We start from the raw sequence: 18785 nt of genomic DNA, 5'->3' as shown, positions 1-18785 counted from the left end.
ACCAAGTGTCGGGTCGTCTGAAATCCATCGGTCTAAGGGTGCTGCAAGCCGTGCCTGTTGTGATCGGGGTGGTCGTGGTCAGCTTTGTGCTGACCCGCGCCCTGCCGGGCGACCCGGCGGTCTATTTCGCCGGGGCCGCGGCGGATGAGCAATCCATTCAGCAAATCCGCGAGGCGCTGGGGTTGGATAAATCCCTTCTTCAGCAGTTCCTGATCTATGTCGGCGATCTGCTGCACGGCGATTTTGGCCAGTCCATCATGACCGGTCAGCCGGTGGCCGACGATCTGATACGCAAACTGCCCGCATCGCTAGAGCTAACCTTGCTGGCCCTGTGCATGTCCTGCGGTCTGGCTGTGCCCCTGGGCATCATGGCGGCCCGCAATCCCGGATCATTGCAAGACCATCTGTGCCGGATGGTGGTGACGGCGGGAGTGTCCTTGCCGACCTTCTTTACCGGCGTGCTGCTGATCTATGTGTTCTATTACCTGCTGGGCTGGGCGCCGTCGCCTTTGGGACGGCTGGACTTCATTTATATCGAGCCCGACACCGTCACCGGTTTCTACCTGATCGACAGCGCGATCATCGGCGATTGGGAAGTCTTCTTTGGCGCGCTGAAACAACTGGCACTGCCCGCGATCACGCTGGCACTGTTCACCATGGCACCGATCGCCCGGATGACCCGCGCGGCGATGCTGTCGGTGCTGTCATCTGACTTTATTCGCACCGCCCGCGCGGCGGGGCTGACCGAACGCAAGGTGCTCTATGGGTATGCGCTGCGCAATGCGTTGCTGCCCGTGGTGACGACGCTGGGCATGGTGTTTTCCTTCACCCTTGGCGCCAACGTATTGGTCGAGAAAGTGTTCGCGTGGCCCGGGATCGGTTCTTACGCGGTCGAGGCCTTGGTGGCCTCGGACTATGCCGCCGTGCAGGGATTTGTGCTGAGCATGGCGCTCTTGTTCGTGGCGCTGAACCTGATTATCGACATTTCCTATTCGCTGATCGACCCGCGCATCGGATTTGAAGCACGATGAGCGATACAACCACTTCCCCGCGCCGTCAGGCCCTTGCGCATTTCGCCTATGTCATGCGCGACAACCCGGTGACTTTTCTGGCCTTCGCCATGTTCGCGGCCTTTGTGCTTATGGCGCTGTTCGGCCCGGCTTTGGTGCCCTATGACCCGCTGGCAAGCGACGCGTCAAAGGCGTTGCAACCGCCCTCGGCCAGCCATTGGTTTGGCACCGACAATCTGGGCCGCGACGTGTTCAGCCGGGTGATCGTTGCCACAAGGCTGGACCTGACGATTTCTGTCGCGGCGGTTGCATTGTCCTTTGTGTTTGGCTCAATCCTTGGCGCGGTCGCGGGCTATTGGGGCGGCTGGCTGGACGCGGTTTTGAACCGCGTTCTGGACACCATCATGGCCTTCCCATTGTTCGTATTGGCGATGGGGATCGTGGCGGCGCTGGGCAACACGGTTGAAAACATCGTCTACGCCACCGCCATCATCAACCTGCCGTTCTATGCCCGGCTGGTGAGGGCCGAGGTCAACATCCGCCGCGAAGCCGGATTCGTGCAGGCCGCCAAACTATCTGGCGAAAGCGATATCAGCATTCTGGCGCGGCAAATCTTTCCCAACGCCCTGCCGCCGATGATGGTGCAAATTTCGCTCAACCTGGGCTGGGCGATCCTGAATGCGGCGGGCCTCAGCTTTATCGGGCTGGGCGTGCGCCCGCCCGAGGCCGAGTGGGGCATCATGGTGGCTGAGGGCGCCAATTTCATCATCTCGGGCGAATGGTGGCTGGCGCTGTTTCCCGGTCTTTGGCTGATGATGGCGGTGTTTACCTTCAACCTGATGGGCGATGGTCTGCGCGATCTGGTCGACCCACGGCGGAGGACCTGACCATGTTGGAGCTGCGCAATCTGGGCGTCACCTTCCAAACCCGCAAAGGCCCGGTCGAAGCCGTGCGCGATGTGTCGTTGAAACTGGCCAAGGGCGAATCCCTGGGCATTGTTGGCGAAAGCGGCTCGGGCAAGTCGGTGACCTCTTACGCGTTGATGCGCATTCTGGATCGGGGCGGCAGCATTACGGCGGGCGACGTGACCTATTCAGGCATCGACCTGCGCCGCGCCGCCGAACGCGACATGCTGGATGTGCGCGGGCGCGAGATTTCGATGATCTTTCAAAACCCGCGCGCCGCGCTGAACCCGATCCGCAAGGTCGGCGCCCAGATCGAGGATGTCCTGCGCCGTCATGCGCAAGCCACACGCTATGACGCGCGCGCGAAAGCCATCGCTGCATTGGAGGCCGTGCGCATCCGCGACGCTGAAGCGCGGTACGAGGCTTACCCGTTCGAACTGTCAGGCGGGATGTGCCAGCGCGTGGTGATCGCCATCGCGCTGGCTTGTGACCCGCGCCTGCTGATCGCCGATGAACCCACCACGGGGCTGGATATCACCACCCAGAAAACCGTGATGGACCTGATCCGCGAGCTGTCGGCCGAGCGTCAGATGAGCACCATCACCATCACCCATGATCTGGGGTTGGCCGCCGAATACTGCGACCGGATCGTGGTGATGAAAGACGGCGCGCTGGTCGAAGAGGGCACGCCCGAGGCGCTGTTTTCCAACGCCCGGCACCCCTATACCCGCAAGCTGATCGCCGCTACGCCGCGCCTGAACGCAAGCATACGCGAATTGTTGCCCGCCGACACGCGCACGCCCTATCGACCCAGCCGTTCAGATGGGGAAACCCTGCTAAAGGTGCGTGATCTGGTCAAAACCTTTCAGGGAAAATCGGGACCCGTGCAGGCGGTCAAAGGGGTCTCATTTGACCTGACCCAAGGCACGAGTCTGGCATTGGTCGGCGAAAGCGGTTGCGGGAAATCGACCCTGTCGTCGATGCTGACCCGGCTGTTGGACCCGACCTTGGGCCAGATCGAATTTGACGGCGAAGACTTGGGCGCCGTCCCAGCCCGCAATTTTGCGCGCCACCCGCGCCGCCGCGACATCCAGATGGTGTTTCAGGATGCCACCGACAGCTTGAACCCGCGCTTCACCGCGGCGCAATCTATCGCGGCCCCCCTGCGCAAAATCGCAAAGCTGCGCGGCACGGCGCTGAAAAACCGCGTGGCCGAGCTCGCCGATCAGGTCGGCTTGCCGCAAAGTTTGCTGCACCGGTTCCCGCATCAGCTGTCGGGCGGGCAAAAGGCCCGTGTTGGCATTGCCCGCGCTATCGCCCTGAATCCCAAACTGCTGATCCTGGATGAGCCCACAGCCGCGCTGGACGTGTCGATCCAGGCCGTGGTGCTGAACCTGCTGGCCGATCTGCGCGCTGATCTGGGCATGACCTATATTTTCGTGTCCCATGACCTGCAGGTGGTGCGGATGCTGTGCGATCAGGTGCTGGTGATGCAGGCCGGTGAAATCGTCGAACGCGGCGCCACCGCCCATGTGATGGACGCGCCCCAACACCCCCTAACCAGATCCCTGATCGAAGCCACACCGAAACTACCCTCTACTGCTTTTGAAGACCCAATTAAGGAGGTTGCCGAGTGACCATCGTGCCCCTGACCATCCCCGCCCTGCGCGCAGCTTATGCAGGCGGACTGCCACCCAGCCAGATCATCGAGCAGGTCTATGCCCGCATTGATGAAGTCGCAGACCCAAACATCTTTCTGCACCTTCTGGACAAGGCAGAGGTGCTGAAGGCAGCAGCGGATTTGGGGGCCTATGACCCGGACAAACCGCTTTGGGGGGTGCCCTTTGCCGTGAAGGACAATATCGACGTGGCGGGCACACCGACCACAGCCGCCTGTCCGGCGTTTGCCTTTGATGCCACCGAAGATGCCTTTGTGGTTGCCAAGCTGAAAGAGGCCGGGGCGCTGGTGATTGGCAAAACCAATCTGGACCAGTTCGCAACCGGGTTGGTCGGAGTGCGCACCCCTTATGGCGCGCCGAAAAATTCGATCGACCCTGAAATCGTACCGGGCGGGTCATCCGGCGGGTCTGGCGTATCCGTGGGGCATGGGATCGTCAGTTTCTCATTGGGCACGGATACGGCCGGATCGGGCCGGGTACCGGCTGCGCTCAACAATATCGTCGGGCTTAAACCCAGCCTTGGCAGCCTTTCGGCCAGCGGTATGGTGCCAGCTTGCCGGACGCTTGATACGATCTCGATTTTCGCGCTGACCGTGGAAGACGCCTATGCCGCGTTCCAGGTTGCGGCCCAATATGACGCCGCAGACAGTTATGCCCGCAGCTTTGATACTCCCGATTTGACGCAGGCACCTGTTGCTCCGGTGATCGGCATCCCCTCTGCCGCGACGATCCGGTTTTCCGGCGACAAGGTGCAAGAGGCCTCTTTCGCCGCGACGGTGGCCCTTTTACGCGCCTCGGGGGCGGACATCCGCGAGGTTGATTTCAGCCCGCTCTATGACATTGCTGACATGCTTTATTACGGTGCCTGGGTAGCAGAACGTTATGCGGCGATCGAAGAGCTGATCACCGAAAACCCCGAAGCACTGCACCCGGTCACCCTACAGATCATCGGCGCAGGCGCAGACCTGAGCGCCGCCGACACCTTTAACGGCATCTATCGCCTGAAAGATCTGATCCGGGAGGCCGAGCCGCATCTGGAAGATATTGATATGCTGTGCGTGCCAACGATCCCGACCTTCCATACGGTCGCCGAACTGGAAGCCGACCCGATCGGCCCAAACAGCGACTTCGGCACCTACACGAATTTCGTCAACCTGATGGATATGTGCGGCATCGCTGTGCCGGCACCTGCGCGCGCCGATGGTCGGCCGGGCAGCGTTACCTTTCTGGCCCCCGCAGGCGAGGATGCAAAGGTAGCCGCAACAGCAACGCTGATCGAGGCGGCAGGCAAGCGCAACCTTGGCGCAACCGACTGGCCTTTCACCGCGCCGGACCTTGCCCCGTCGCTGCCTGATGCCGGGACTTTTGAAATCGCTGTATGCGGTGCACATATGTCCGGGCTGGCGCTGAACAATCAATTGACCAAACTTGGCGGAATTTTCCTGCGCAAAGATCAATCGGCGCCTGACTACCGGTTCTATGCGCTGGCGGGCGCGGGCCCGGCGCGCCCGGGTATGGTCAGGGTCGCGCCGGGAACCGGCGTCGCGGTTCAGCTTGAAATCTGGAGCCTTCCCATCGAAAAATTCGGTCACTTTATGCAGTTAATCCCGTCGCCACTGGGAATTGGCACGGTGTTGCTTGCCGATGGCAGCTGCGTGCAAGGGTTTATCTGCGAGTCAATCGGTGCCGAAGGTGGCGAAGACATCTCTGCGCTGGCGGATTGGCGTAAGTACATCGCCCGCACCTGAAGACCGTTGCGCCGACCCGAACAAGGAATTCACCTATTCTTGGCGAGCCGCCTCCCACGGGCCGCTCGCCTATCCCCGCGAGCAAAAGCGAGGGGCGACCCGTTGGGGGCCGGACCAATCGTGCGCCAGATACCCTTAGGTGCGCATTGATTGCCCGTTGTGAAACAGATGTACTTTCGAAGGGTCTGCTGTCATGCGAACGGTCGTGCCACGCAGATCCTTGTGGATACCGGGCAGTTTCGCGATGAACCCGTCTTCGACACCATTTTCGCTTTCAAAGTAAAGCAAAGTCACCTCGCCCAGTGCCTCGGTGATGTCGACGCGCGCTTCGAAGATTGCATCGCCTTCGGTTGCAACCAAGTCTTCGGGACGCACACCAATATTCACCGTTTTACCCAAATCAGCATCCGTGGTCGGGATAGTGGACACAGCCACCCCACCGGCATCCAAGGCCACCGTTGTCTGGGCGCCGGTGCCCGTGACTTTGCCCGGCAAAAGGTTCATGGCAGGCGAGCCGATGAATTGCGCCACAAACTCGTTTTCGGGGCGTTCATACAAATCCAGTGGCGTGCCGACCTGTGCGATACCCTTGTTGGCCAGCACCACAATGCGGCTGGCCAGAGTCATGGCTTCAACCTGATCATGGGTCACATAGATCATGGTGCGGTCCGGCATCGCCTCTTTCAGGCGGGCGATTTCGATCCGGGTGGCGACGCGCAGGGCGGCATCAAGGTTGGAAAGCGGCTCGTCAAAGAGGTAAACTTTGGGGTCGCGCACGATGGAACGGCCGATGGCCACCCGCTGACGCTGGCCGCCCGATAAGGCCTTGGGCAGACGATCCAGATAGTCGTCAAGCTGCAGCACCTTGGCGGCTTCGGCCACAGCTTTGTCAATCTCGGCCTGGGGCTTCTTGGCGATTTTAAGCGCGAAAGACATATTCTCGCGCACGGTCATATGCGGGTAAAGCGCATAGGACTGGAACACCATGGCAATGCCACGTTGCGCCGGCGGCATGTCGTTCATGACCTGACCATCAATAGTCAGCTCGCCGCCGGTGATCTTTTCAAGACCAGCGATCATCCGCAACAGCGTGGATTTGCCACAGCCTGAAGGACCGACAAAAACGATCAGCTCACCCGGGTCGATTTCCAGATTAATATCGCGCAACACATTGACGTTGCCACCATAGGTCTTTTCGACCCCTCGAAGCTTTAATTCAGCCATTGCTCTCCCCCTCAGTCTTGATCGCGATGCAGCATTGCCATGCCCCTAGTCGCACCGCCCCTTCGCCGGGCGCAACCGCGCCCTGCACTGACCCGGCAGCGTTTTTCCAATCCCCCACTGGCATCAATACCTCTTGCGGCGCCTCTCCCAGATTGAACGCACAGAACAGCTGTTCATTCTCGTGCTGGCGGATAAAGCTCAGCATGTCACCCGTGGCACGCATGCCCGTCTGCACGCCTTTCGCCAGTGCCGGGTGGGCATGACGCAGCGCGATGGTCTGGCGATAATGATGCAGCAATGCGGTGCTGTCAGTTTCCTGTTGATCCACTGCCAATGCTTGTTGTGCGGCGCTGACCGGCAACCATGGTTTGCCATCGCCAAAGCCGGCGTTGACCGCGCCTGCTTCCCACACCAAAGGGGTACGGCAGCCATCGCGGCCTTTGAACTCGGGCCAGAACTCTATCCCGTAAGGATCCTGCAGATCCTCAAACGCCACATCGGCTTCGGGCAGGCCCAGCTCTTCGCCCTGGTAGATGCAGGCAGAACCGCGCAGGCACATCATCAACGTGTTCATCAGACGCAGGGCATCAGTGCCCATGTTCCAGCGTGTCGCGTGGCGCATGATATCGTGGTTGGAATAGGCCCAGCAGGGCCAGCCTTCGGGCGCGGCCTCGGCCAGCCGTGCCATCACATCAGCCACCCCGTCAGCGCCGGGCATGTCGGGTGAAAGAAACTCGAACGCATAGCACATCTGCATCAGATCATCGCCAGAGGTATACTCCCCCATGATCTGAAGCCCGTATTGTGCATCGCCCACCTCGCCAACCGCGGCGGCGTTATAGCCGTTCATCACCGCCCGCAACCGGCGCAGAAAGGCCAGATTTTCGGGCTGGTTCTTGTCGTACTGGTGATCTTGGTGGTTATAGGGGTTCACCTCGGGTGCAATATTTGCATTGCGCAGCTCGGGCGGCAGGGAAGGGTTGTCTCGCAACTGCGCGTCATGGACGTAGAAGTTGATCGTATCCAGACGGAAGCCATCCACCCCCCGCTCCAGCCAGAACTTTGCCACATCCAGCAGCGCATCCTGCACGTCAGGTTCGTGGAAGTTCATATCTGGCTGCGAGGTCAGGAAGTTGTGCAGGTAATACTGCATCCGGCGCGCGTCCCATTGCCATGCCGGCCCCCCGAAAATCGACAGCCAGTTGTTGGGCGGCGTGCCATCGGGTTTTGGATCGGCCCAAACATACCAGTTGGCCCGTGCGTTATCACGGCTGGCGCGGCTTTCGACAAACCACGGGTGCTGGTCCGAGGTATGGCTGAGCACCAGGTCGATCATGACCTTCAGGCCCAGACCATGCGCGGCTTCGATCACTGCGTCGAAATCCGACAATGCGCCGAACATCGGATCAACATCGCAGTAATCCGACACGTCATAGCCGAAGTCTTTCATCGGCGAGGTGAAGAAGGGCGAAATCCAGACCGCATCGACGCCAAGACTGGCGACATAGGGCAGGCGCCGCACGATCCCGGCCAAATCGCCGATTCCATCGCCGTTGCTGTCCTGAAAACTGCGCGGATAGATTTGATATATCACCGCGCCTCGCCACCAATCCTGGTCCTTGGCCAGATGTGTCAGCGAGGCATTGTGCGTTGTGGCATTCATGGGCGTGCTCATGTCCTATTTCACGGACCCGGCCAGCAGGCCGCGGACCAGATAGCGTTGCATGGTGAAGAAAACGATTAGGGGCACAGAGATCGAAACGAAGGCCGCAGTGGCCAGAACCTCCCAGTTGCCACCGTAGGTGCCTAACAGTTCGACGATCTGCGCTGTCATGACAGTGGTCTGGCCGGTGGCGTCGATCAGGAACACCTTGGCGACCAACAGGTCGTTCCATGTCCACAGGAACTGGAAGATCGCAAAAGAGGCCAGCGCCGGGAAGCTGAGCGGCAGGATAATCTTGGTGAAGATCTGATACTCGGTCGCACCGTCAACGCGGGCATTCTCGATGATATCGCGCGGCAGACCGACCATATAGTTTCGCAGCAGATAGATCGCCAGCGGCAGACCAAAGCCGGTATGGGCCAGCCATATCCCCAGATACCCTTTGCCGATGCCAATGTTCAGATGCAGTTTCAGCAAGGGGATCAACGCCAGTTGCAACGGTACCACCAACAGGCCCACGATCACCGCGATCAGCAGCGCGCGACCGGGGAAATCCATCCATGCCAAGGCATAGGCGGCAAAGGCCGCCACTAGGATCGGGATCACGGTCGCCGGGATTGTCACGGTCAGCGTGTTAAAGAAAGCCTTGACCATACCGGTGGCGTTTTCATCGCTAAATAGCATGGCGCGGTAGTTTTCGAACGTCAGTTCCGGCGGCACGGTGGCAACCACGAAAACCCGTTGGCCGCGCTTTCCGGCGAAGGCTTCGGTGTTTTCCATGCGGTAACTGCCGTCAGTTTGCACGGTAATGGTGCCGCCTTTGCGCAGATCAGCCGTGTCACCGGGTTTGAACGCGTCGATGGCGCGCGAGTTGATACCCCAGGCAGAGATTTCAGCCTCTTGCGCCGCATCGAACAGTTGCCCCTCGATCACGAACAGGCCGTTCGTTTCGACCTGCGTGTCAGGCGCCGCGCTGCGCAGGGTCAGGTTCTGTTCAGAGGCGGTCAGCGCTTTCCACCAGCCGCTGGTGGCAATTTGATCAGCGGTACGGAAGGACGACACAAACAGCCCGATCGTCGGCAACAGCCACAAGATCACCAGCAGCGCGACCGAGATATGTACGACCCATGTGAGGGAAGATTTGGTTCCGGCGATATTGTCCATGGTTCCCTCCTCAGCGCATTTCGTTGCGCGCGTTGCGCACGTTCCAGACAAGGATCGGCGCGACCAGCAGCATGATCACCATGGCCGAGGCCGAGCCGACGCCCCAGTCATTGGCGCGGAACAGTTTGTCGAACATGTAATTGGCCAGCACCTGCGTCTCCCACTGGCCGTTGGTCATCGCAAATACGATATCAAAGACCTTGAGCACGGTGATTGTGATGGTCGTCCAGACCACCAGAATGGTGTTCTTGATCTGCGGCACCTTGATCTTGAAGAAAATCTGCAGCGGGCTGGCGCCGTCAACGATGGCGGCCTCGACCGTTTCTTCGGGGATGCCGCGCAAGGCGGCGGACAGGATCACCATCGCAAACCCGGTTTGAATCCAGACCAACACGATCATCAAAAACAGGTTGTTCCACAACGGGATGGTCAGCCACGTCTGCGGCTCGGCCCCGCCCAAGGCCATGTAAATTGCGTTCAAAATTCCGATCTGATCCTGATCCGCCGGGCGGGTATCATAGACCAGTTTCCAAATCACCGAGGCCCCAACGAATGAAATGGCCATCGGCATAAAGATCAGCGACTTGGCGATATTGCCCCAGCCGATCCTGTCGGTCAGCTGCGCGGCAAGCAGGCCAAAGGCGGTCGACAGAGCTGGAACGATCAACAACCACAGCATGTTGTTGCGGATCGCTTCCCAGAATTTTGGCTCGGCGATCATCTGGGTGTAATTGTCCAGTCCGGCCCATTCATAGCCGCCACCGGGCACCCGGTCAGTCAAAGACAGGCGCAATGTTTCATAGACCGGATAGGCCAGATACAGGCCCAAAGCAAACAAAGCAGGAAACAGGAACAACCAAGGCCGGATCATGTTGGCGCGGTTGATGTTGCGGCCCGCGTTGGGCCCGCGCGCAGGAAACAGAACTTTATCCAGAAACTGGTTCGACAGCGCGAAATAAGCGATGCAGGCCGACACACCAATCACGATGGTCATTAGCCCCTGTAGTGCCGGGTGCATGAATGCCCCTCCCCTGACTGTGAACTACGGGCAACCCGACAACAGGCTGCCCGCAATATACGTGAGTGGTGTTACTTCAGTGCGTCCCAGGAATCCTGGATTTCGTCTGCGACCTGCTGAGCGGGCTTGCCACCCGCATAGTCAACCATCCCGGTCCAGAACGTGCCTGCACCAACGCCGCCGGGCATCAGGTCCGATCCGTCAAACCGGAAGGTCGTCGCATTCAGCAGGATGTCACCCAGACCACGCTGCGTGTCGCTGAAATAAGTTTCCGGGTTCGCGCCTTTGTGGGGCGTCAGGAAACCCTCTTGCGTCATCATGATCTCGTGCGCGAACGGGGTTTTCAGGAACTCCATGAAGGCACGGGCGGCTTTACTGTCATCGGTGATTGAGATGATCGTACCACCACCCAGAACCGGTTTACCCAAATCCTTGCTTTCATAGGCCGGGAAGTAGAAGAAATCTGCATCCGCGCCCAGTTCGGTTCCCTCAGGGAAATAGGCCGGGATGAACGAAGCCTGACGGTGCATGTAGCACTGCGGCGGGGTCGAGAACATACCCTTGGGACTGTCGCGGAAGTCGGTTGTGGCCACCGCGCCAGTGCCACCGGCGACATTTTCCTCGACCCGGGCAAAGGCGCCGAATTCTTCAATGGCGGCGACAACACGCGGATCATTGAATGGCATGTCGTTGGTCACCCACTGGTCATAGACTTCGGGCGGCTGAGTGCGCAGCATCAGGTCTTCGACCCAGTCGGTAGCCGGCCAGCCCGTCGCGCCGCCTGACCCCAGACCGATGCACCAAGGCGTCTCGCCATCAGCGACAATCTGGTCTGTCAGCGCTTTCAGCTCCTCCATGGTGGTGGGCACGTCATAGCCTGCATCCTCGAAGTTTTCGGGGATGTACCAGACCAGAGACTTCACGTTGACGTTGAAGAAGAAGCCCAGGAAATCTTTGTTTCCGCTGGCATCTGCATAGGTCCCCAGATCAACCCACGAGCTGCCCGCGGCGTAGTTTTCGGTGACCCAATCCGCTGTGTCGCTTCCCAGCGACTTCAGGAAACCGCGGCTTGCCATGTTGGCGGCAAGGCCGGGCTGGGGAAATGCGACGAGATTGGGCGGCGATCCGGCCTCAGAGTCGATGACGATCTGTTGTTCCAGAGAATCCGAGCCGACATAGCTCCATTTCGCGCCGGTGACTTCGCCGAAATAAGCCATCATGTCTTTGAACGATTGCGCCTCGCCAGCAAGCCAGGGGCCAAAAAAGGTCAGCTCTTCGCCTTCCAAGTTATTGGCTGCCCCAAAGGCTTCAAGGCTGGCCCAGTTCAGGCCGCCCTCACCGGGTGCAATGGGCAAATGTCCGTCGGCCAGCGCCGCATTCGTCATAAGAGCAAGCGCGGCCACGCCTGCATACAAGGGCCGTTTCATCGTTTTCCTCCCGTTTGCGTTTTTACGCAGAAATTCTCACCAAGCGACTCACTTTTCAAAGCGCTTTGGATATCGCCATTACCGCTAACATCGCAAGCCGTGTCAACACAAATACGAAAAATGCCTATCTATAAAGACTGTAATTCATCCCAATCTAAATAGGTATTGACCCGAACGCGCATTCCGATCAGAAAAATAGGAAGAACTTGAAAGCGCTTTGAATGACTATGAACCTCAAAACCTTAGCTCAGGAGCTTGGTCTTTCGCAGACGACGGTCAGCCGTGCGCTCAATGGCTACCCTGAGGTCAACGAGGCCACCCGCCAACGCGTGCAGCAAGCCGCCGCGCGCTACAATTACCGCCCCAACAGCCGCGCCAAGGGGCTGGCGACGGGCCGCGCCATGATGATCGGGCATGTGATCCCGGCCTCAACCCGGCATGAAATGGTGAACCCGGTATTTGGCGATTTCGTTGGTGGCGCCTCCGATGCCTATGCACGGCACAACTTCGATATGATGTTCACGCGCGTCGCTGACGGGAACGATGAATCCACCTACCGCGAGCTGAAAGCCAAACGCGCCGTGGATGGGGTGATCATTCAGGGGCCCTTGGTGAACGACGCCCGTATTCCGCTGCTCAATGCGCTGGATTTGCCCTTTGTCGTGCATGGCCGTTCAAGCGGGATCGACGAACCCTACAGCTGGGTCGATGTGAACAACAAGCGCTCCTTCCAGCGGGCGACCGAATTCCTTTTGGATCTGGGCCACACCCGGATCGGTTTGATCAATGGTCTGGAACACATGGATTTCGCTCAACGTCGCCGCGACGGGTATTTGGCTGCGCTCAAGGCGCGTGGCATCCCAACCGACCCGGCACTGATGCGCAGCAACGAGATGACCGAAGTGTTCGGCCACCATCAAACCCGTCACATGCTGCAACTGGACGCCCCGCCGACAGCGATCCTGACGTCGTCGATGATATCCGCTATCGGCGTGCGTCGCGCCATTGAAGAAGCCGGGCTAAAGATGGGCCGCGATATCTCGATCATTACCCATGATGACGAACTGTCTTATCTGAAGAACGGGCAGGACGTTCCGATCTTTACCGCCACACGGTCTTCGGTTTGGAAGGCTGGCGAGATCGCGGCGGAAATGCTGCTCTCTCAGATCAATGAGCCAGCCAATGTACCGCAAACCAGATTGCTTGAGGCCGAACTTGTCGTCGGCCGCTCTACCGGGCCTGCTCCACAGGGATAAGACCATGCAATTCACGCGTTCAGACTTCCCCGAAGGTTTCCAGTTCGGGGTGGCCACCTCAGCCTATCAGATCGAAGGTCACGCCTTTGGGGGCGCGGGAGCAACGCATTGGGACAGCTTTGCCGCCACGCCGGGCAATGTGGTGCGCGCCGAAAACGGGGCACGTGGCTGCGACCATTATCATCTCTACGAACAGGACCTTGATCTGGTGGCTGACGCCGGCTTTGATTGCTATCGCTTCTCGACAAGCTGGGCGCGGGTCCTACCCGAAGGACGCGGGTCGGTCAATCAAGCTGGTCTCGACTTTTATGACCGATTGACGGACGCCATGTTAGAGCGCGGGATCAAACCCTGCGCAACGCTATATCATTGGGAGCTCCCCTCGCCGCTTGCGGACCTTGGCGGATGGCGCAACCGTGATATCGCGGGCTGGTTCGCTGATTTCACCCAGATCATAATGGGACGGATCGGGGATCGGATGCACTCGGTCGCACCAATCAACGAGCCATGGTGTGTCAGTTGGCTCAGTCATTTCCTGGGCCAGCATGCGCCGGGGCTGCGCGACATCCGCGCGACGGCGCGCGCCATGCACCATGTTCTGCTGTCCCACGGGCGCGCGATCGAGGTCATGCGCGGGCTGGGAATGTCCAATCTTGGTGCGGTGTTCAACATGGAATGGGCCGACCCGGCAGATGACAGCGACCAAGCGCGGCGCGCAGCGGATGTCTATGACGCTTATTACAACCGTTTTTTCATCGAAGGTGTGTTCAAGAAGACCTATCCCGACCTTGTCGTTGAAGGCCTGGGCCCGCATCTGCCCTGGGGGTGGGAAGACGACTTTGAAACCATTTCTACCCCTGTCGACTGGTGCGGTATAAACTATTACACGCGCAAACTGATGGCGCCAAATGACGGCCCTTGGCCGCATCACCACGACGTGCCCGGCCCGCTCGATAAAACCCAGATGGGATGGGAGATTTACCCAGAAGGGCTGTACAAGTTCCTGACCCGCACCGCCCGGGAATACAGCGGGCAAATGCCGATAATTGTCACTGAAAATGGCATGGCAAACGAGGATGCCCTGATAAATGGGGCCGTCAATGATCAGCGCCGCATCGCTTATATCAACAGCCACATCGATGCCGCGCAAAGGGCCATGGCCGAGGGGGTTCCGCTGAACGGGTATTTCCTTTGGTCTTTGCTCGACAACTACGAATGGGCGTTAGGGTATGAAAAACGTTTTGGTCTGGTCCATGTGGATTTCGAAACGATGAAACGAACGCCAAAAGCATCTTACCTAAGCCTGTCGCAGGCTCTGAACGCTGGATAGACCATGACCAAGCACTGGTATTTTGTGGCCGACATTGGCGGTACTAACGCGCGTTTTGCAGCGTTTCACGGCGCACGCATGATGGAAACCGCCGTGTATGACACCAAGCAGGGCGACGACCTGCTGGATATGGCGCGTGACTTTACCCGGTCTGCCTTTCCCGAACCGCCTGTGGTGGCGGTCGCCGCCGCAGCCGGGCCTGTTAAGGACAATGCCCTTCAGCTGACCAATGCCAACGCGTCTTTGTCAGGTGATGACCTTGGCCTTGCGACCGGGGCAAAACAGGCGAAGATCATCAATGATTTCGCTGCCGCGGCTTGGTCCACTCTGGCAGTCGGACCCGGGGATATATCCCGTATCTCTGGCGCAGAAGTCCCCGGCCCTGCAACCCGTTTGGTGATCGGTCCCGGGACCGGACTTGGGGTTGGGGTGCTGGTCTGCGCCGATGGCGCCTATCATAGCGTTTCAGGCGAAGGAGGGCACATTGGGGCCGCCCCCCGCTCCCGCTACGAGGTCGAGGTCTTCGCGGCGCTGCGCACGTTGTGGCCAGACATCTTCTTTGGCGACACCTTGGTAATTGAGGCTGAAGGCATCCTCAGTGGCACAGGCCTGCCATACCTCTATCAGGCGGTCCAGAATGTTGAGCGCACGGATGGCCCGGTTCCTGATCCGCGGGGTATTTTTGAAGGGGCCCGAAATGAATCCGACCCTGTCGCGATTAAGACCATCGATATCTTCAAGGCTCACCTTGGGCAGATTGCCGGGGATCTGGCGCTGGCGTTTGGGGCAAGTGGCGGGGTGTATCTTGTCGGCGGCATCGCGATGAAGAACCCATGGATATTTAATGCGCCTTTCGTGACGGCATTCACGTCCGGCGGCCGATTCACCAAAGAGAGAGAAGTGCTGCCGCTCTATCTGGTGAACGAACCAAACTTTGGCCTGATTGGGGCGTATAAATATGTCGAAACGCTTGCGCCGGCTTAACCCGTCCTAGCCGGCGTACCGATGCCGGTTATGTCTTCTAGTTGCTGCTGCGCCGTCAGCAGGGCTTTGCCGGTGGCGCATACCATCACTGGCAGCACCATCCATTCCAACGTCCAAGCAACGCCCGAGCGTTCTTGTTCGTGCACCATCGCATTGTGCATCACCGCGACCTGCCCGGCATTGTAGCGAGCAAGCGTGATCAGGAGCTCGGCTTTGATCGGGTTCTGCTTATGCGCCATGGCCGAACTGGACCCGCCGCCGCTCTGGGATAGCTCGTCTATGCCCTGCTGCGACATCAGGCATATGTCCTGCCCGATCTTCCCCAAGCTTCCACTCACCAGCGAAAGCCAACCGGCATAGTCCGCAAACCGATCACGATCATTGTGCCAAGCCTGCCCGGGGTCTGAAAGCCCAAGCTGATCGGACATTACAGCGCCAATCCTTGGCGCATGGGCACCGTTGGCACTCCGATCCCCTGTGGCGCCACCAAACTGAAGTACCTCCAACTCGGGTCTTAAGCGGCTCAACCGCTCTTGATGTCGGCGCAGGGGCGCGATCCAGCTTTGCAAACGATGGCTGACGGGAATTGGCAGTGCCGCTTGCATGCGGGTGCGCCCCATCATGGTGTTTTCACCGTGTTCGTCGATCAAACGTTCAAGGCCAGTGACAAGCTCATCCAGCCGCGCGGCAAGGACCGCGTTGACCTCTTTAAGCGTCAGAACTGTGGCCGTGTCGATCAGGTCCTGCGAGGTGCCGCCGATATGCACAGCTTGCAGCAGATCGGCCCCAACATGCGCTTTCAGCTGGCGCACGAATTCAGGGACAGCAAGACCGTCAACGGGGCATGCGGCTTCGATTGCCTCCAGATCAGGGCGAAAACCGCGCATCTTGTCGATGGCGCCTTGCGCCTTATCGGCTTCAACCGCCCCGCTTTCGGCAAGCCCTTGGGTCAGCGCGATCTCGAAGGCCAGAAAGTGGTCAAAGGTGCGCGCGGTATCAAACGCGCCCGACACCTCGGCATCTGCGAAAAGCGCCGAAAAGTAGCGGTTGGTCTGGATCAGAGGGTTCACCTGCGGCTCCGGGTTTGGGATGATGCGATAGTCCTTGAAAATCAGGAAATTGTCGAGCCAGCCAGCGGGATTTCAAGAATTTCACGCGCCTGCTGCCACGTGGCAACCGGGCGCTCATAGGCTTCGCAAAGGTCTGTGACGCGCTTAACCAGCGCCGCATTTGACGGCGCGAGCGTATCCTTGTCGATCCGTACGTTGTCTTCCAGACCCGTGCGGCAATGGCCGCCCGCCGCCACGCACCATTCATTCACCGTGATCTGATCGCGACCGATCCCGGCCGCGCACCATTCGGCATCCGGGGCCAGTCGGTTCACCGTTTCGATGAAGAAGTCGAACGACGGCCGATCCACCGGCATAGAGTTCTTAACCCCCATGACGAACTGGACATAGAGTTTCCCCGGAATACGCCCATCCCGGTTCATCAACGCTGCTTGATGGATATGCGAAAGGTCAAACGCCTCGATCTCGGGCTTCACACCAAAGCTGCGCATTTCTGCTGCTAACCAGTCCACCAGGTCAGGGCTGTTGGGGTAAACCCGCGTCGGGAAATTGGTGGACCCGACAGAAAACGAGGCCATGTCAGGGCGCAGGGGCAACATGCCGCCGCGTTCTTTTTCAGCCCCCGACCGTCCGCCGGTCGAAAACTGGATAATCATACCTGGGCAGTGCTTTTGCAGCCCCTCCTGCAAACGCGCGAACTTTTCCGGATCCGAGGTTGGCGTCTGATCATCATTGCGCACATGCGCATGGACGATACTGGCACCCGCCTCAAAAGCCTCGTGGGTGGATTCGATCTGCTCCTGCACGGAAATTGGCACCGCAGGGTTGTTTTCCTTGCGGGGCAAAGAACCCGTGATGGCACAGCAGATGATGCAGGGTTTGGTCATGTCTTGTGTTCCGTAAATCTGGCTTTGCCCCTGCGAAAGGGGCAAAGCCGTGATGGTCAGATGTCGAAGAAAACGGTTTCGTCCTGCCCCTGAAGCTTGATGTCGAAGCGATAGACGATCTGGCCGTCTCTTTCGCTACGCTTGGCGATCAGCGTGGCGCGCCGACGTTCCCATTCGATGATGTTAAGCACCGGGTCTTCGGCGTTGGCCTCGGCCTCATCCTCGAAGTACAGCCGCGTGTTCAGGCCGACGTTGATGCCGCGCGCGACAACCCACAGGTTAATATGTGGCGCTTGCAATCCGACATTACGCCCTTGGGTACGGCCCGGTTTGACGGTTTCAAACGCCCATTCGCCGGTTTCAAAATCGGTGATGACTCGCCCCCAACCCCGAAAACCGTCTTCCACGTCTCCGCCCCCTTCGGGGTGGGCATAGTTGCCTTCGCTATTGGCCTGCCATGCTTCCAGCAACACGTCTTTGACGGGCGAGCCAGTGCCGTCGATCACAAGCCCTTCGACCCGGATACGTTCGCCTTTGGCGTTGGGTCCGGTGATATCCCAGCCCAGTTCCTGCCGGTAAATGTCAAACCCTGCTGCCCCGGGGGCGAGGCCGATATGCACATAGGGGCCCGCGGTCTGCGACGGGGTTTCCTTAAGATAGTCCAGTTTCTGTACCATGTTCAGTTCCCCTCCAGACGGTTTTCAAACACGGTCGAGCGGCGCCCTCTCAGAACGATGTCAAACTTGTAGGCAATCGTATCCAGCGGGATCGTGGCATTCAGATCTAGTGCGGCAACAAGACTGTCGCGCCCTTGCTGACACGGGATCGTTTTAACGATCGGGCATTTGTCGATCAGCGGGTCACCTTCGAAATAGCATTGCGTGATCAGGCGCTGTGTAAAGGCCGTGCCAAAGATCGACATATGGATATGCGCAGGGCGCCAGTTGTTCACCCAATTGCGCCATGGATAGGCACCGGGTTTGATGGTGCGAAAGATGTAATAGCCGTTTTCATCTGTGACTGTGCGCCCGCAGCCGCCGAAGTTCGGGTCAATCGGTGCCAGATAGGTGTCTTTCTTGTGCCGATAGCGACCGCCGGCATTGGCCTGCCAGGCCTCGACCAGTGTATTGGGGATCGGTCGGCCGTTTTCGTCCAGCACACGCCCATGCACGATAATCCGCTCTCCGATCGGGCTTTCGCCGGGTTTCGCGTAGTTCAGGATCAGATCGTTGTCGATGGGATCAATATCGTTATGACCAAACACCGGGCCGGTGATTTCGCTTACGGAGTTTTGCAGCGAGATCAGGGAGTATTGCGGCGAGCGCGCCACCGAGGTTTTGTAATCCGGGGTCAGAGCAGGCGGCTGCCATTCTCTGTCTCGTTGGTAGAATTCGCCTTTTGTCGTCATCGGCGGGTCTCC

General features: G+C 59.2%; 16 protein-coding genes. 7 read left to right on the top strand and 9 right to left on the bottom strand.

Annotated elements, in window-relative coordinates; genetic code table 11:
• Positions 1-5: 5 nt before the first annotated feature.
• The 4 genes from ATO10_RS13060 to atzF are packed head-to-tail and all read left to right on the top strand — an operon-like array spanning position 6 to position 5342.
• Positions 6-1031, top strand: a complete 1026-nt coding sequence (locus ATO10_RS13060) for an ABC transporter permease (RefSeq protein ID WP_035252286.1) — start codon at positions 6-8, stop codon at positions 1029-1031.
• Positions 1028-1897, top strand: a complete 870-nt coding sequence (locus ATO10_RS13055) for an ABC transporter permease (protein WP_035252283.1) — start codon at positions 1028-1030, stop codon at positions 1895-1897. Before ATO10_RS13060 ends, ATO10_RS13055 begins: the two co-directional genes overlap by 4 nt.
• A gap of 2 nt (positions 1898-1899) precedes the next feature.
• Positions 1900-3552: a dipeptide ABC transporter ATP-binding protein gene (locus tag ATO10_RS13050; RefSeq protein WP_035252282.1), complete on the top strand. Its 1653-nt coding sequence runs from the start codon at positions 1900-1902 to the stop codon at positions 3550-3552.
• Complete coding sequence (gene atzF / locus ATO10_RS13045; protein WP_035252280.1) at positions 3549-5342, top strand: allophanate hydrolase; 1794 nt, start codon at positions 3549-3551, stop codon at positions 5340-5342. Before ATO10_RS13050 ends, atzF begins: the two co-directional genes overlap by 4 nt.
• 135 nt (positions 5343-5477) lie before the next feature.
• Here the strand turns inward: atzF and ATO10_RS13040 are convergent, their stop codons facing one another.
• From ATO10_RS13040 to ATO10_RS13020, 5 genes are all read right to left on the bottom strand, one after another.
• Complete coding sequence (locus ATO10_RS13040) at positions 5478-6566, bottom strand: ABC transporter ATP-binding protein (protein ID WP_035252278.1); 1089 nt, start codon at positions 6564-6566, stop codon at positions 5478-5480.
• Positions 6559-8229: an alpha-amylase family glycosyl hydrolase gene (locus ATO10_RS13035; RefSeq protein WP_202898664.1), complete on the bottom strand. Its 1671-nt coding sequence runs from the start codon at positions 8227-8229 to the stop codon at positions 6559-6561. The genes ATO10_RS13040 and ATO10_RS13035 overlap by 8 nt, the downstream gene beginning before the upstream one ends.
• A 15-nt stretch (positions 8230-8244) precedes the next feature.
• Complete coding sequence (locus ATO10_RS13030) at positions 8245-9393, bottom strand: carbohydrate ABC transporter permease (protein ID WP_035252276.1); 1149 nt, start codon at positions 9391-9393, stop codon at positions 8245-8247.
• A gap of 10 nt (positions 9394-9403) precedes the next feature.
• On the bottom strand, positions 9404-10411 hold the full coding sequence (locus ATO10_RS13025; protein ID WP_035252273.1) for a carbohydrate ABC transporter permease: 1008 nt from the start codon (positions 10409-10411) through the stop codon (positions 9404-9406).
• 71 nt (positions 10412-10482) lie between these two features.
• Positions 10483-11838: an ABC transporter substrate-binding protein gene (locus ATO10_RS13020; protein ID WP_035252271.1), complete on the bottom strand. Its 1356-nt coding sequence runs from the start codon at positions 11836-11838 to the stop codon at positions 10483-10485.
• A 227-nt stretch (positions 11839-12065) separates the two neighbouring features.
• Here ATO10_RS13020 and ATO10_RS13015 point away from each other — a divergent pair, with 227 nt between their 5' ends.
• From ATO10_RS13015 to ATO10_RS13005, 3 genes are read left to right on the top strand one after another with little or no spacing between them, the layout of a single operon-like run.
• Positions 12066-13094: a LacI family DNA-binding transcriptional regulator gene (locus tag ATO10_RS13015; protein ID WP_035252269.1), complete on the top strand. Its 1029-nt coding sequence runs from the start codon at positions 12066-12068 to the stop codon at positions 13092-13094.
• Positions 13095-13098: 4 nt separating this feature from the next.
• On the top strand, positions 13099-14424 hold the full coding sequence (locus ATO10_RS13010; protein ID WP_035252267.1) for a GH1 family beta-glucosidase: 1326 nt from the start codon (positions 13099-13101) through the stop codon (positions 14422-14424).
• 3 nt (positions 14425-14427) lie between these two features.
• Positions 14428-15408, top strand: a complete 981-nt coding sequence (locus ATO10_RS13005; protein ID WP_035252264.1) for a glucokinase — start codon at positions 14428-14430, stop codon at positions 15406-15408.
• Here the strand turns inward: ATO10_RS13005 and ATO10_RS13000 are convergent.
• Genes ATO10_RS13000 through pcaH form a run of 4 tightly spaced genes read right to left on the bottom strand, consistent with a single transcriptional unit; the run spans position 15405 to position 18773 of the window.
• Entirely contained in the window at positions 15405-16478 is a 1074-nt protein-coding gene (locus ATO10_RS13000) for a 3-carboxy-cis,cis-muconate cycloisomerase (protein ID WP_035252261.1), read from the bottom strand. The two genes, ATO10_RS13005 and ATO10_RS13000, sit on opposite strands and share 4 nt — an antisense overlap.
• Before the next feature lie 41 nt (positions 16479-16519).
• The gene (locus ATO10_RS12995) at positions 16520-17365 is read right to left on the bottom strand and encodes a 3-oxoadipate:acetyl-CoA acetyltransferase (protein ID WP_035252259.1); all 846 of its coding nucleotides are present in this window, start codon (positions 17363-17365) and stop codon (positions 16520-16522) included.
• Positions 17366-17421: 56 nt separating this feature from the next.
• A complete protein-coding gene (gene pcaG / locus ATO10_RS12990) occupies positions 17422-18042 on the bottom strand; it encodes a protocatechuate 3,4-dioxygenase subunit alpha (RefSeq protein WP_035252258.1) in 621 nt (206 codons plus the stop codon).
• Between the two features lie 2 nt (positions 18043-18044).
• Positions 18045-18773, bottom strand: a complete 729-nt coding sequence (gene pcaH / locus ATO10_RS12985) for a protocatechuate 3,4-dioxygenase subunit beta (protein ID WP_035252257.1) — start codon at positions 18771-18773, stop codon at positions 18045-18047.
• Positions 18774-18785: the final 12 nt, after the last annotated feature.

Origin of the sequence: Actibacterium atlanticum, from assembly GCF_000671395.1 — a bacterium.
Taxonomy (GTDB): domain Bacteria; phylum Pseudomonadota; class Alphaproteobacteria; order Rhodobacterales; family Rhodobacteraceae; genus Actibacterium_D; species Actibacterium_D atlanticum.
The sequence above is the reverse complement of the archived record's forward strand: the minus strand, read 5'-3'. Positions and strand labels throughout refer to the sequence as shown.

Bases quoted from the DNA above. Each gene is read 5' to 3' on its own strand.
- ATO10_RS13055 (WP_035252283.1), top strand. From the start codon at position 1,028: ATGAGCGATACAACCACTTCCCCGCGCCGTCAGGCCCTTGCGCATTTC.
- pcaG (WP_035252258.1), bottom strand. From the start codon at position 18,042: ATGGTACAGAAACTGGACTATCTTAAGGAAACCCCGTCGCAGACCGCG.
- ATO10_RS13050 (WP_035252282.1), top strand. From the start codon at position 1,900: ATGTTGGAGCTGCGCAATCTGGGCGTCACCTTCCAAACCCGCAAAGGC.
- ATO10_RS13030 (WP_035252276.1), bottom strand. From the start codon at position 9,393: ATGGACAATATCGCCGGAACCAAATCTTCCCTCACATGGGTCGTACAT.
- ATO10_RS13015 (WP_035252269.1), top strand. From the start codon at position 12,066: ATGAACCTCAAAACCTTAGCTCAGGAGCTTGGTCTTTCGCAGACGACG.
- ATO10_RS12995 (WP_035252259.1), bottom strand. From the start codon at position 17,365: ATGACCAAACCCTGCATCATCTGCTGTGCCATCACGGGTTCTTTGCCC.
- pcaH (WP_035252257.1), bottom strand. From the start codon at position 18,773: ATGACGACAAAAGGCGAATTCTACCAACGAGACAGAGAATGGCAGCCG.
- ATO10_RS13020 (WP_035252271.1), bottom strand. From the start codon at position 11,838: ATGAAACGGCCCTTGTATGCAGGCGTGGCCGCGCTTGCTCTTATGACG.
- ATO10_RS13010 (WP_035252267.1), top strand. From the start codon at position 13,099: ATGCAATTCACGCGTTCAGACTTCCCCGAAGGTTTCCAGTTCGGGGTG.
- ATO10_RS13040 (WP_035252278.1), bottom strand. From the start codon at position 6,566: ATGGCTGAATTAAAGCTTCGAGGGGTCGAAAAGACCTATGGTGGCAAC.
- ATO10_RS13025 (WP_035252273.1), bottom strand. From the start codon at position 10,411: ATGCACCCGGCACTACAGGGGCTAATGACCATCGTGATTGGTGTGTCG.
- ATO10_RS13035 (WP_202898664.1), bottom strand. From the start codon at position 8,229: ATGAATGCCACAACGCACAATGCCTCGCTGACACATCTGGCCAAGGAC.
- ATO10_RS13005 (WP_035252264.1), top strand. From the start codon at position 14,428: ATGACCAAGCACTGGTATTTTGTGGCCGACATTGGCGGTACTAACGCG.